This window comes from Terriglobus sp. ADX1, from assembly GCF_036877645.1.
Taxonomy (GTDB): Bacteria; Acidobacteriota; Terriglobia; order Terriglobales; family Acidobacteriaceae; genus Terriglobus.
Map to the genome: position 1 here is coordinate 18,138 of NZ_JAEDXV010000007.1, position 13,317 is coordinate 31,454.

The following is a 13,317-nucleotide window of genomic DNA, read 5'->3' on the forward strand; positions in this document are numbered from 1 at the left end:
CCGATTCAAACAGGGCCAACGGTATGACAGTGAAAGACACGACAGGAGCGCTGCTGCTTGCTGCGTTCGCGGTCAGCAGCCTTCACGGGCAAGCACCTCAGTCCGCTCAGCCTAAACAGGACGCAACGTTTGCAACCGCCGCTCCCTTGGCCTTCGAAGCGGTATCTGTAAAGCCCGCTCCTCCTGGTTCGTTACCATACGTGCCCGCGTTCATGCGAAACAGGTCTGCACCGATATACGGGCTACAAACGATGGCGGGACCAGTGTGGTTGACGATTTCCTATGCCTATCAACTGCAGATAAGTGAGGCCAAAGCCGCATTCCAAAAGCAGCCCAGTTGGGTCAAGAACCGGATCTACAGAGAGACCTTTCAGGTTAAGGGCGTGGTAACAAGCGAACAGGTACGTGAGATGATCCGCACGATGCTGGCCGATCGATTCCGTCTGCAGATGCACGAGTTCACAAAGGAAGGCGCAGTGAACAGGGTTATGTTAACCAGGCCCGGTGTACTCGGACCGAACCTCAAGCCACATCCAGAAGGGGCAGCCTGCTCAACACAAGCCGATGCATCAGTGGGCAAAGCGCCCGACGCTTCCACACCGTCTGCCCCAAACTGCGGCTTTAGTTACTACTATCTGCCGGGAGGAATCCTACATGTTGGTTTGACGGACAAGACACTTGTCGATGCGGTACGCGCGCTGGCGGGCATCGGTGTCGGCGGCCTGGACACCAAGCCAATCGCGGACGGGACAGGCTTAACCGATAAATACGATGTAGTACTGGAGTTTCGCCCTGACAGCAGAGTGACTACCACCGATCCAGACGCTGACGACAATGGCGCACCAACACTCACCCAGGCGCTGTCTCAGCAACTCGGAGTGCGATTGGAAAGTGGAACGGGACCAGTCAGGATCGTAATTATCGATCATCTTGAAGAACCCACGCCGGACTAATCCGGCCCCAGGCTTTTTGCCGCAGACAAGCGGAAGCGCTCGCTCTCTCGGTGAGTACGATGGACGATACAGTGCCTTGGAGGAATCCGAGTGAGAATGAGGTTGAAATTGTCTCTCGCGCTTGCCCTGCCGATTGCTTTGATCACCACTCTGTGGGCGCAGCGAGCGTTTCGGCAGTACCCCTCGGTTGAGTATGGCCTGAGTGTTCCTCTACCCCCGGATTGGGATGTATCTGCTGAATTTGTATGGGCCCGGTTGATGTATGCCGGGGGACCACTGGATGGGTATCAGCGGACGGGACGCTTCACCGGGCCGTGGCAGGAAGGTCTTTCGCTATGGACGCAGGATTACCCGCGCGCAGACCGCTCACTTATGGCCACCCTTCGACGACTGACACGGATCGATATACGTTCCGTAGAGCAGTCCGTGAATCCGGACGACGGCGACGAGATTTACAACTGGCCCTTCATCTACGCCGTAGAGGTGGGCGAGTGGCAACTCACCCAGGCGCAGGCCAACAAACTGCGTGACTACCTGCTGCGTGGCGGTTTCTTTATGGCCGACGGTTGCCACGGCGCAGAGGAGCGGGCCTACTTCGAGAAGACCATGAAGATGGTGTTTCCTGACCGGCAGCTCATAGACATACCAAATGACGATCCCATCTTTCATACCGTGTTCAACCTCGACGACCGAATGCAGATCGTGGGCGCGGAACATCTGTGGGAGGGACACAAGAAGGATGGCTATGTGGCACGGTGGATGGGGATTTATGACGACAAAGGACGGTTAATGGTCGCGGCCGATCTGAACTCGGATTTAGGTGATTCGTGGGAGTTTCTGGACGACCCGCGCTACCCGGTACAGTACTCGATTATGGGTGCAAAGATCGCGGCAAACTACGTAACCTATGCGATGACGCACTAGGCCCAGGGCCCAGGGTGGCCCAGCGTCTCGAAGAGAAAGGCCAGAGGCCCGCCTATCCCCGTTGGCACTCTTCGAGAAGGGCCCAAAATGTTGTCAAGCCCCTAAGCCATCCAACCCCAACAAACCAAAAGAAATAGAGTTGGCATGGTATTTCCGCCCAAACCACTAAAATAGAACTTGGATAGAAAAGGGCCGCGCAATAAGCGCGGCCCTAACTCTTTTAGAAAGACGATTTTGCCCCTAACCTCAATGGAAAGACGATTTTAGCGACACCAAAACCGTAAACCCAATAGAAAGAAGATTTTAGAAAACAGGGGGGAGGGGGGTACCCCCGCCCCTGTTTACGCACCTGTAGGTTCGTTCGCCGCTTCTGCCTTCTTCCGCGCTGCTTCCTTTTCAAAGAAGCGCTCCATGAACTTCGTATCGAAGTCACCTTTGCGGAAGTCAGGATCGCTGAAGATCTTCTGCTGTAGCGGAATCGTCGTGTGAATACCTTCCACCACAAACTGGCTCAGAGCGCGCTGCATGCGATTCATCGCCTCTTCGCGGTCCTTGCCATGCGTGATCACCTTCGCGATCATGCTGTCGTAGTAAGGCGGAACAACGCCTTCCTGGTACTGATTCGTATCCACACGAACACCGTTTCCACCAGGAACATTCCAGGCCGTGATCTTGCCCGCAGAAGGAGTGAACTTCTCCGGATGCTCAGCGTTGATGCGGCACTCGATCGCGTGACCATTGATCGTCGGACGAGCCGGAACAATATCGGGCAGCTTCTCACCTGATGCAATGCGCAACTGAGCCTTCACCAGGTCAATGCCCGTGATCAACTCCGTCACCGGATGTTCCACCTGGATACGCGTGTTCATCTCGATGAAGTAGATCTCGCCATCTTCATCCATCAGGAACTCGATCGTGCCAGCGTTCCAGTAACCGATCTCACGCAGCGAACGCTCAATCACACCGCCAAGACGCGCACGGATCTCCGGCGTAATCTGCAGCGACGGAGCTTCCTCGATCAGCTTCTGGTGACGACGCTGAATAGAGCACTCACGCTCGCCCAGCGACATCACATTGCCATGCTCGTCGGCCAACACCTGGAACTCGATGTGGCGTGGACGCTCGATGAACTTCTCCATGTACAGGTCACCATTGCCGAAGGCGTTCAGCGCCTCGGTCGATGCCTGGTTGTACAGTCCGGGAAGCTCTTCGGCCGAACGGACAATACGCATACCGCGTCCGCCGCCGCCAGCCACAGCCTTCAGGATCACCGGGTAACGCACATCAGCAGCCCACTGCAACGCCTCTTCCACCGACCCGATAACACCATCGGACCCCGGCAGGATAGGCACGTTAGCCGCCTTCATCGTCTGCCGCGCGGTGGACTTCTCACCCATCATGCGCGTCACTTCCGGACGCGGTCCGATGAACTTGATATTGCTCGCGCGGCACACCTCAGCAAAGTTAGCGTTCTCGCTCAACAGTCCGTAACCAGGATGAATCGCGTCCACATCGGCAATCTCCGCAGCGGAGATAACGGCAGGAACGTTCAGGTAGCTCTCCGCGGAACGCGGAGGACCAATGCAGATAGCCTCATCCGCAAAGCGGACGTGGAGGCTGTTGCGGTCGGCTTCGGAGTACACGGCCACCGTACGGATGCCAAGCTCCCGGCAAGCCGAGATAACCCGCAGCGCAATCTCGCCACGGTTTGCGATCAGGACCTTCTTGAACATGCCCACGTCCTTACCGCGGCCGTACCGCGAACAGCGGCTGACCGTATTCCACGGGCTTACCGTTCTCAGTGAGGATCTTCACCACTTCGCCAGCGATGTCGCTCTCGATCTCGTTCATCAGCTTCATGGCTTCCACGATGCAAACCACCTGGCCGACAGAGATGGTGTCACCCACCTTCACGAATGGCGCAGAACCCGGAGCCGAGCTCTCATAGAACGTGCCCACGATAGGCGACTTTACCTCGTGCAGCACCTCTGCAGGGGCAGCAGGTGCTGTCGGCGCAGGAGCAGCCAGCGGTGCAGTCGCGACCGGTGCCGGGGCCACATGCGGAGCCGCCGCAAAGTGCGCAAACTGCGCCGGATCAAATGCGATCGGAGCAGCGGGCTGCGAAAACTTGATGCGGACATGCTGCTCGCCGCGGTGAAGATCAAATTCGGCGATGCCATTGTCCTTCAAGAAGGACACAAGCTCGCGAAGTTCCTGCAAATCGTTCTGTTCCATCATCTTCCTTATGCCTGCCTTGCGCTCTCGGCATTCATTGCCGCGCTACAGTTCCATCCAGCCTTTATGCACCGGGGTCAGAACCTCGGCGCCATCTTCCGTGACCAGCACAGAATCTTCGATGCGCACGCCGAAGCGTCTGGGCAGATACACCCCGGGTTCGATTGTAATCACGGTTCCGGCCTTCAGAACGTCTTTACTATCTTTCCCTACCCGAGGAACCTCATGAATCTCCAGTCCGACGCCGTGTCCGGTGGAGTGGGTGAAGTATTTCCCATACCCCGCCCCCTCCAAAACCGACCGCGCCGCACGATCCACCTCACCGCAAGCAACACCCGCACGGACAGCATTCACAGCCGCCTGCTGCGCCGCGAGAACCGCTTCGAAGATTTCTCGCTGCTCTGTCCAACGTTGCTTCCAGCGTGATGGAACCGGCTTTTCACCATATCCAATCGCGAAGGTGCGGGTCATGTCCGAGCAGTAGCCATTCAGCACAATGCCAAAGTCCAGCGTGACCAGATCACCGGGAGCAATTCTTGCTTCTGTGGCCCTCGCGTGCGGCTGGCTGCTACGCTCGCCCGCAGCCACAATCGTCTCAAAGCTCATCGCCTCTGCACCGGCCAACCGCGCGCGATATTCCAGCTCGGCGGCAACCTCGCGCTCCCGCATTTCCGGCTCGATCCAACCGAGCAGGCCTTCGTAAAGCGAACACGTCAACGAAGCTGCTTGACGCATGCAATCCATTTCGGCGGCATCTTTAACCACTCGCAATGCTGCAACCAGCCCATCTGCGGGAACGAAGAAGCCTCTCTTCCCTACGGCTTTCTTCATCGCAGCCAGAGAAGCCACCGTGGTCTGCGTGCGATCGAAGCCGCACTGAGCCGCATGCTGTCCAGCCCAACCGCATGCTTCCGCAAGTGCGGATTTGGGGGCGATACGAACGGTCGCGCCCTGCACTTCGCGTTTAGCCTGCACGGTATAGCGGCCGTCGGTAAACAAGCGCGCAGACATGCGCGGCTCTGCCACAACCACCAGTGCAGCATTCGATCCTGTGAAGCCCGTCAGATAACGGACATCAGGAAGGTGCGTTACCAGCAGCGATGGTAGGGAGCGGCGTCGCAACTCCTGCGCAAGCTGGCGGATACGTCCGCGATGCATCATCTTCTTTAGGATACGATGCCGAGCGTTTCCCTGTCGTATGGCAGAGCCGGTATCATTGCGTATGTCCTCGCGGAAGAGCGCAACTGGAAACCTTACGCGACGGCGCTTTCTCGCGGGAGCCACGCTTACTGTGGGCGGTCTAGCCGTTTACTCCGGCGAGATTGAAAGACACATGCTGATGACCGTGGAACGCACGGTTTATATCCGCAATCTGCCTGCTCCCTTTCACGGCTTCCGCATTGCACAACTCAGCGACTTCCACTTTCATGACTATGACGAATCATTCTTTGTCCGTCATGCCGTCGAGCGTGTGAATTCGCTTGCGCCCGACATGGTGGCACTCACAGGCGATTTCGTTACGACCAGAGGAGACCAGCCCAATATAGTTATTCCCAATGCTTATGCATGCGCGGAGATACTGGGGACGCTTACGTGCCCGATTCGTTTTTGCTCTCTCGGTAATCATGATGTCCTCATTAAGGAGCAAGTGGCCGACGCATTACGTCGAAATGGCCTCCAAGTCTTGATAAACCAGTTCACCGCATTGGAAAAGCGCGGTGAAAAGATATGGATTTCAGGCGTTGCGGATGCTTATTTTGATATTCCAAACCTCTCGCTTGCCATTCCACAAAGAAAGCTGAACGAACCGATCATTCTGCTGGGACATGAACCGGACTTCGCCGATACGGTTGCCTCACAGAACTATGTCGTTGACTTAATGCTGGCGGGGCACACGCACGGTGGGCAAGTTCGACTTCCCTTCCTGCCAGCACTTCTTCTACCTGCCATGGGTGAGAAATACGTAGAAGATTTACATCAGGTGGGTTCTTCGGCGATGCAGGTCTACGTCAACCGTGGGCTTGGTTGCATGCACCTGCCATTTCGATTTAATTGCCCACCGGAATTGACGCTGCTTACGCTGCAACCTGCCTGACCTATTTTGCGGAACGCGCTGGCTTCTTGCTTTCCGGCTTTACCATCACCGGTTCTGGCGCAACGACGCCCGACTGGCGATCCATCCATGTATCCAGCAAGGTCTTCTTAAACCGCCAGCGGTTTCCCAGTTTGAATGCGGGCACAAATCCCTCTGACGCGTAGCGGTACAGCGTGTCGCTGCTGATTCCCAGATACCCAGCAGCCTGACGGATATCCATGACTTCGCGAATGGCTGTTTCTGCGGCGTTCGGCATGGTTTCTTCCAGGGGAATTTAGGATTCGCGGGAAGTCACAGCTTCCCGGCCCCATACTTGTACCCCTTTCCCTGCTTAGGTACAAGCAAATTCTTTTAGCTGTGTCGGTTACCGAGTCCCCGACACCGACTACAGCTCTAATCGAGGTCCGCACCGCTATACATGGACTCGATCTCTTTTGCATAGTTGGCAGCCACAACACGGCGCTTCAACTTCAAACTGGGCGTCACTTCGCCGCCGTCTACCGTCCATTCATCAGAAACCAGTCGGAAGCGTTTCACTTTCTCCCAAGGCGACGCTTCCTGATTCACGCGATCAAACTCTTTCTGATAACGCTCAATCACTTTTTCATCGTGAATCAATGTCTTGCGATCGGTAGCAGTGATTCCCTGCTCCTTCGCCCACTCTTCGAGTGCGGGAAAATTCGGCGAGACAATCGCGGCAACGTACTTTCGCTTATCGCCCTGCAACGCAACAAACCCGATCAAGGACGATACCTTCAACTTGTTCTCAATGGGCTGAGGCGCAATGAATTTGCCGCCAACAGTTTTGATCAACTCCTTCTTACGATCCGTGATGGAAAGGAAGCCTTCGGAGTCGATCTTGCCGATATCGCCAGTCTTGAACCACTCACCATCCATCACATCTGCCGTCTGCTCTGGCTTCTGCCAATAGCCCTGGAAGATACTGGGACCGCGAACTTCCAACTCGCCGTCCTCTGCGAAGCGCACATCAATGTTGTTCAGCTTCGGTCCGATCGTGCCAAGCTTATTGCGTCCTGGCAGATTGACGGCGATAACCGGAGAGGTCTCCGTAAGCCCGTAGCCTTCGAGAATAGGGATGCCTGCCGAAGCGAACCACTGCGCCAGGTCAATGCCGAGCGGAGCACCACCAGCGACAAACACTTTCACGCGTCCACCGAAGGCCTCGCGCAGCTTGCTGTACACCAGCTTGCTCGCAATCTTCCATGCCAGCGAAGAGGGTTCGCCCTGCATCTGCGCCACTTCATCACGATGCTTTGCACCAGTTTTGATGGCCCACTGGAAGATCTTCGCTTTCAGGCCACCAGCCTTTAGCGCTTTGCCCTCAGCCGATTGACGCACGCGTTCGTAGACGCGCGGTACTGCGACGAAAATCGTTGGCTTCACCGCAGCCATTGCAGGCAGCACTCGCTCTGGACGGCTGACATAAGCGAGCGTGACATTCTCCGCATAGAACAAGTAATCAATATGCCGCGCCGTTACGTGCGACAACGGAAGGAACGACACCATCAGGTCATCCGCGCCGAAGCGGAATAGCTCCGTGGTCATCGACAGATTTGAGGCGATGTTGCCGTGCGACAGCACGACACCCTTCGCATCGCCTGTGGTCCCTGACGTGTAAATGATGGTGGCGATGTCTTCCGGCTGCACGGATGCTACAGCTTGATCAAATGCAGCATCGCGATCCGATGATTCTTCGCCGGCAACAAGGTCGCCAAAGGGGATGCCGATTTCTCCACCATCCATTACCACGACCGTCCCCGCGAATCCTGTGCCAACAACTTTCTTGGCAGCGTCCTGCGTGGAGACGAAGACAATCTTCGCGCCGCTATCGGCAAGCTGTGCTCGCGTTTGATCTGGCGTTAGCGTGGGGAACATGGGAACGTCGATGGCGCCAATGGCGAGCGATGCAAAATCTGTTACAGCCCATTCCCAGCGATTTTCCGCGATGAGGCCAACGCGATCGCCCTTTGCAATGCCCTGTGACTGCATCCATGCAGCCAGGCGCCTCGTGCGCCAATACAGGGCGTCGCAGGAGATAGCCTCCCACTGTTCACCAACGGGTGTAAGGATGGCGCGCTCACGGCCGCGCGATGTGGCCTTCAGGAAAACGTCGTTCAGCGTACGCAGGTCCATGCATCTCCCAACAGGGCATGTAGCAGCCCAACGGTCATCCTACATGGAAGCAGAAAACCTTCTGTAGGGTTGGACGACAAATCATCGTATCCACGCCTGTCGCGCGTGGATACGATGATCTCTCTTCACCTCATGAAAGTGTTCTTGAAGAAAAAATGGATCCGGCTAACCCGGATCCATTTCGTTTGTTTATCAAGTGACTCAGGCCTGCGGCAATGGCACCATGCGGAGGAACCTTGCAGAGTAAGCCGGCCAGTCTGCCAGCATACGCGCTGCGCGCGTGCTGCCTGCCTTCTCGGCATGCTCTTCCAGTAGCACTTTCAGCTGCGCCTGCGCTTCCGCATCGACCTCTGCAAACGGAACCGCCTGCAGGAATTCTGCGTGGTAACGCGTCTGCGAGAGAACGGTGTCATCCACGTCGTAAATCCACGCGATGCCGCCGGTCATACCTGCGCCGAAGTTCATACCGATTTCGCCGAGAACGACGACCGTACCACCCGTCATGTACTCGCAGCCGTGATCACCCACGCCTGCAACGACTGCCGTTGCGCCGGAGTTACGCACCGCGAAACGCTCGCCTGCATAGCCCGCAGCAAACAGCTTGCCTGCAGTTGCACCGTAGAGAGCGACGTTACCCAGGACCACGTGATGACCGCCGCTGCCAACCGCCATACCCCGCGCGCGGATGACGATCTCGCCACCGCTGAGGCCCTTACCGACGAAGTCGTTGGCTTCGCCGGTCAGCTTCAGGTGCATGCCTTCTACGGCGAATGCGCCAAAGCTCTGGCCCGCAGTGCCGACTAGGTTGATGTTGATCTCCGGCACCGGCATCGGCGATTCCGCCTTTGCACGCAGAACGGAAATCTCACCGGCAATACGAGCGCCCACAGCGCGGTCGCGGTTGGCAATCCTATCTGTGACCTCGTACGGCTTGCCTTCCACAACTGCTGCCAGCGCTGGTTCCACCCAAGGCTCATCCAGAGCCGGACGGCTCTCGGGACGATCGTTGCGGATGCCAGCCCACTTGCGCGGACCTTCGCCCACCTGTGCCAGCATCGGCGACAGATCCAGACCGCCGTCAGCACGTACCTGCTGCAGCAGGTCGACACGTCCAATCGCGTCCTCAATGGATGCGAGGCCGTAGCGCGCCAGCAACTGCTGCAGATCGCCTGCAAGCTGCTGGAAGAAACGCACCACATGCTCCGGCTTGCCACGGAAACGCGCGCGAAGCTCCGGCTTCTGTGTAGCAATGCCCGTGGGGCAGGTGTTCAGGTGGCACTGACGCGCCATATCGCAACCCAGCACCACGAGAACCGCTGTACCGAAGGCGTATTCGTCCGCACCGAGCAAAGCCGCAATCAGAACATCGCGTGCCGTAGACAAGCCGCCGTCTGTACGCAGACGAACTCGTCCACGCATGCCGTTTGCCATCAGCGTTTGTTGTGCTTCAGCCAGACCAAGCTCCCACGGATTGCCCGCGTACTTGATGGACGACAATGCCGCAGCGCCTGTGCCACCGACGTTTCCGGCGATGACTACGTAATCGGCATATGCCTTCGCGACACCCGCTGCAACTGTACCTACACCACAGCTTGAAACCAGCTTCACACCCACTGCCGCCCGCTTGTTCACGCGCTTCAGATCGTGGATCAGTTCTGCCAGATCTTCAATGGAGTAGATGTCGTGATGCGGCGGCGGCGAGATCAACGGCACCCCCGGCTGCGCATGACGCAGACGCGCGATGAGACCGGATACCTTATGACCGGGAAGCTGACCGCCTTCACCTGGCTTGGCTCCTTGCGCCACCTTGATTTCAATCTCTTCCGCGTGAGCAAGGTATTCCGCGGTGACGCCGAAACGTCCGCTGGCTACCTGCTTGATGCGGTTGTTCAGCAGCGAATGGATCGCGGGAGCTTCAACCATCGGCTCAGCAACCGCAACGCCACCCTGCGCAGGCTTGTTCACGAATGCAGAAGCCTCACCCGGCTGCGGCACACGGCGATTGCCCGGATGCGTACGGTAGACGTCAGAGTCTTCGCCGCCTTCACCCGTGTTGCTCTTACCGCCGAGCGTGTTCATCGCAATGGTGATGGTGGTGTGCGCCTCGGGGCTCAGCGAACCAAGTGACATCGCGGAAGCGATGAAGCGCTTGTACATCGAGGAAGGCTGCTCCACCTTATCCAACGGCAGTTCCGCACCCGCCGGAGAGATCTCCAGAAGCTCACGCAGCACCGTGGGTTCATTGCTGGAGTCCACTGCAGACGAGTAGATCTGGAAAGCCTTCGCCGGGTCTTCCGGAAGAGCCACGTTGCGAGCCGACCCCACGACGGATTGCAGAGCCTTCACATGCGACGGCGCCCATGCGTGCGGCTCCGCAAGATCTGCCTTGCGGAACTTCACCCAGCCATAATCTGGCAGGTCAACCTTCGCCTGAAGCTCATCCGATACAGGTGCTCCCCAGTTCTGACGAATGCTGTGTTCAATCTGAGCAAATCCGATGCCGCCAATGGGTGCAGGAGTGTTCGGGAAGCAGCGGTCTACAACCTCGTTGCCCAGGCCAAGAATGTCGAACGGATACGCTCCGCGGTAGCTGTCAACCACGCTCACGCCCATCTTCGACATGATCTTTGCCAGACCGGCATCGAAGGCCTTCAACATCTTTACTTCCGGAATCTTCGGATCGCCGTCTGCACCTGCCGTTGCACGTGCTGTCTCCAGCGCAAGCCACGGGCACACTGCACCTGCGCCATATCCGATGAGCACAGCAGCATGATGGACATCGCGCACATCGCCTGCTTCGACCGCAATACCAGCGGCAGTGCGCAGTCCAGCCTTCACCAGTGCGTGATGCACCACGCTGACAGCGATAGCCATCGGGATGGGCAGATTGTTCGCATCTGCGTAACGATCGCTCAGCAACAGGATCTCAACACCGGCGCCAACCAACTCCACAGCGTTGGTACACAGCGCTTCAATGCCGACCTGCAGCGAGAAATCTTTGTTGAAGACGCATCTCAACTCGCGCAGACGGAGAGTGTCATTGTGCGGATACTTGCCCTGACGCAGCGCATGCAGCTTGCCCACCGAAAGGAACGGCGACACGAGCGACATGCCGGGCAGCGTGGCGTGCTTGTCCAGCATGTGCGACCACGGTCCCAGGCGTGTGTGCAGCGAGACAACGATGGCCTCACGCAGAGGATCGATTGCCGGATTCGTCACCTGCGCAAAGCGCTGACGGAAGTAGGCGTAGATGGGACGCGGCGTGCGCGCCAGCGGGGCCAGCGGCGTGTCGTCGCCCATGGACCAGACTGCATCCTTGCCATCCGTCGCCATCGGCGCCAGGATCATGCGCACATCTTCTTTCGTGTAACCGAACTTCTTCTGCGCGCGGGCAATGGCATCAAAATCCGTCGGAGGCAGGTCAACCCACTCTGCCGAAATCGTCAGATCGTCGATCAGTGCTGCGTAGGAACCGTCTTCATCGAACAGGTCCAGCAACTGGTCGTTCTCGTAAATCTTCTTCGCCTCAAGATCGACGACCAGCATCTGACCAGGACCAAGACGTCCGCTGTGAAGCACCGTTTCCGGATCGATATCCACCAGACCGGCTTCGGAGCCTGCAACAACGAGGCCATCCGTCGTAATGGCATAGCGGCTGGGACGCAGACCATTGCGGTCCAGCGCAGCGCCTACATAGCGGCCGTCGGCAAATCCAAGCGCCGCAGGGCCGTCCCACGGTTCCATGGTGTCGCGGTGGTACTTCAGAAAGGCCGATTCACGATTGGTCACCGCAGGCGGTAGCAGTACACGGATTGCTTCGGCAATGGTGTAGCCATTGCGCGTCAACAGTTCCACGGTTTCATCCAGCGATGTGGAATCTGTGCCGTCCTTCGTCAGGATGGGCTGGCACTCTGCAGGCAGCGTGGAATAACGCGCTTCCATGCGAGCACGGTTGCCCCAGACGGTATTGATTTCGCCATTGTGCGCAAGCATCCGACCCGGCTGTGCGCGATGCCATGCAGGCGTGGTGTTCGTTGCATAACGCTGGTGAAACAGAGCATACGGCGTTACATACGCGGCATCCTGCAGGTCCGGAAAGAACTCCGGCAGCAAACGGCCGCTGCACATGGACTTGTAAACAATCTTGTTTGTGGAAAGCGAAGCGACGTAACCGGATGTTTCGCCCGCCTCAAACTTCCGTTCAAAACTCTTGCGCGCCAGATACAGGCTGCGTTCCAGATCCTCAACATCCGCCGTCACCAACACTTGACGAATCTCCGGCATCGTTCCCAGTGCAATCTCGCCCAACACTTCCGGCTTTACCGGAACATCGCGCCATGCAAGTACCGTGAGGCCCTGCTCCAGCAGGCATGCTTCCAGCACAGCACAAGTATTGGCACCCTTCTCATTGACGAAAACCACACCAACGCCCAGCGGCTTCTCTTCGGCAAGCACAACGCCGGTAGCAGCCAACAAAAGCGCACGCGGAACCGTCGTCATAATGCCCACGCCATCGGAGCTCTTGCCATCCGCAGCAACAGCGCCACGGTGAGCCAGGCGGGCAAGTGCCGTCAGTGCGTCTGCGAGCACCTTATGCGACGGTTTATTTCCGGAATCCGCAACAAATCCAACACCACAGGAGTCGTGGTCAAAGCGAGGGTCGACAAGCGAGCGCACAGGACGACAGGCACTCGTGACCTCAGAACGGGTCGGCAAAATCTGGGTGGCCATAGCTCATTCTACTGCGCAAAAACACCGCCGGATAGCGGAAACGCAGTCTTTCTGTAAGGGTGCCTAACCATTTCCCGCGGAAGCGGCAGAAATGCACAACGGGAAGTCTTGACTGGTAGGGCTCTGTATATTTATACATGTTTATGCATACTTATGCATCGGCGAATTTACGCCATGCATCCAATGCATAGCCGGGAGACGGCTCTGAATTTCTCTCGCTACCGC

At 57.5% G+C, this 13,317-nt stretch carries 9 protein-coding genes; 3 read left to right on the forward strand and 6 right to left on the reverse strand.

All coding sequences use genetic code 11. The features are described from left to right. Positions 1-23: 23 nt before the first annotated feature. Together JAO32_RS06380 and JAO32_RS06385 are read left to right on the forward strand one after the other, a co-directional pair. Complete coding sequence (locus JAO32_RS06380) at positions 24-953, forward strand: TIGR03435 family protein (RefSeq protein ID WP_334238640.1); 930 nt, start codon at positions 24-26, stop codon at positions 951-953. Positions 954-1,049: 96 nt separating this feature from the next. Beyond that, entirely contained in the window at positions 1,050-1,877 is an 828-nt protein-coding gene (locus tag JAO32_RS06385; protein WP_334238642.1) for a DUF4159 domain-containing protein, read from the forward strand. Between the two features lie 341 nt (positions 1,878-2,218). Here the strand turns inward: JAO32_RS06385 and accC are convergent, their stop codons facing one another. Genes accC through JAO32_RS06400 form a run of 3 tightly spaced genes read right to left on the reverse strand, consistent with a single transcriptional unit; the run spans position 2,219 to position 5,273 of the window. After that, positions 2,219-3,610, reverse strand: coding sequence for an acetyl-CoA carboxylase biotin carboxylase subunit (gene accC / locus JAO32_RS06390; protein ID WP_334238644.1), 1,392 nt, complete (start codon positions 3,608-3,610; stop codon positions 2,219-2,221). A 10-nt stretch (positions 3,611-3,620) separates the two neighbouring features. After that, positions 3,621-4,115 (reverse strand): acetyl-CoA carboxylase biotin carboxyl carrier protein, encoded by a 495-nt coding sequence (accB, locus tag JAO32_RS06395; RefSeq protein WP_334238646.1) that lies wholly within the window; start codon positions 4,113-4,115, stop codon positions 3,621-3,623. Between the two features lie 42 nt (positions 4,116-4,157). Next, positions 4,158-5,273, reverse strand: coding sequence for a M24 family metallopeptidase (locus tag JAO32_RS06400; RefSeq protein WP_334238648.1), 1,116 nt, complete (start codon positions 5,271-5,273; stop codon positions 4,158-4,160). A 61-nt stretch (positions 5,274-5,334) separates the two neighbouring features. Here JAO32_RS06400 and JAO32_RS06405 point away from each other — a divergent pair, with 61 nt between their 5' ends. Further along, positions 5,335-6,207: a metallophosphoesterase gene (locus JAO32_RS06405; protein WP_334238650.1), complete on the forward strand. Its 873-nt coding sequence runs from the start codon at positions 5,335-5,337 to the stop codon at positions 6,205-6,207. Between the two features lies 1 nt (position 6,208). On the opposite strand, the gene JAO32_RS06410 is transcribed toward JAO32_RS06405, so the two are convergent. From JAO32_RS06410 to JAO32_RS06420, 3 genes are all read right to left on the reverse strand, one after another. Further along, a complete protein-coding gene (locus JAO32_RS06410; RefSeq protein WP_334238653.1) occupies positions 6,209-6,463 on the reverse strand; it encodes a helix-turn-helix domain-containing protein in 255 nt (84 codons plus the stop codon). Positions 6,464-6,600: 137 nt separating this feature from the next. After that, the gene (locus JAO32_RS06415; RefSeq protein WP_334238656.1) at positions 6,601-8,361 is read right to left on the reverse strand and encodes an AMP-dependent synthetase/ligase; all 1,761 of its coding nucleotides are present in this window, start codon (positions 8,359-8,361) and stop codon (positions 6,601-6,603) included. Positions 8,362-8,562: 201 nt separating this feature from the next. Beyond that, the gene (locus tag JAO32_RS06420; protein WP_334238658.1) at positions 8,563-13,092 is read right to left on the reverse strand and encodes a glutamate synthase-related protein; all 4,530 of its coding nucleotides are present in this window, start codon (positions 13,090-13,092) and stop codon (positions 8,563-8,565) included. Positions 13,093-13,317: the final 225 nt, after the last annotated feature.

Coding starts and splice junctions, on each gene's coding strand:
- JAO32_RS06380 (WP_334238640.1), top strand. CDS start 24: ATGACAGTGAAAGACACGACAGGAGCGCTGCTGCTTGCTGCGTTCGCG.
- JAO32_RS06385 (WP_334238642.1), top strand. CDS start 1,050: ATGAGGTTGAAATTGTCTCTCGCGCTTGCCCTGCCGATTGCTTTGATC.
- accC (WP_334238644.1), bottom strand. CDS start 3,610: ATGTTCAAGAAGGTCCTGATCGCAAACCGTGGCGAGATTGCGCTGCGG.
- accB (WP_334238646.1), bottom strand. CDS start 4,115: ATGATGGAACAGAACGATTTGCAGGAACTTCGCGAGCTTGTGTCCTTC.
- JAO32_RS06400 (WP_334238648.1), bottom strand. CDS start 5,273: ATGATGCATCGCGGACGTATCCGCCAGCTTGCGCAGGAGTTGCGACGC.
- JAO32_RS06405 (WP_334238650.1), top strand. CDS start 5,335: ATGTCCTCGCGGAAGAGCGCAACTGGAAACCTTACGCGACGGCGCTTT.
- JAO32_RS06410 (WP_334238653.1), bottom strand. CDS start 6,463: ATGCCGAACGCCGCAGAAACAGCCATTCGCGAAGTCATGGATATCCGT.
- JAO32_RS06415 (WP_334238656.1), bottom strand. CDS start 8,361: ATGGACCTGCGTACGCTGAACGACGTTTTCCTGAAGGCCACATCGCGC.
- JAO32_RS06420 (WP_334238658.1), bottom strand. CDS start 13,092: ATGGCCACCCAGATTTTGCCGACCCGTTCTGAGGTCACGAGTGCCTGT.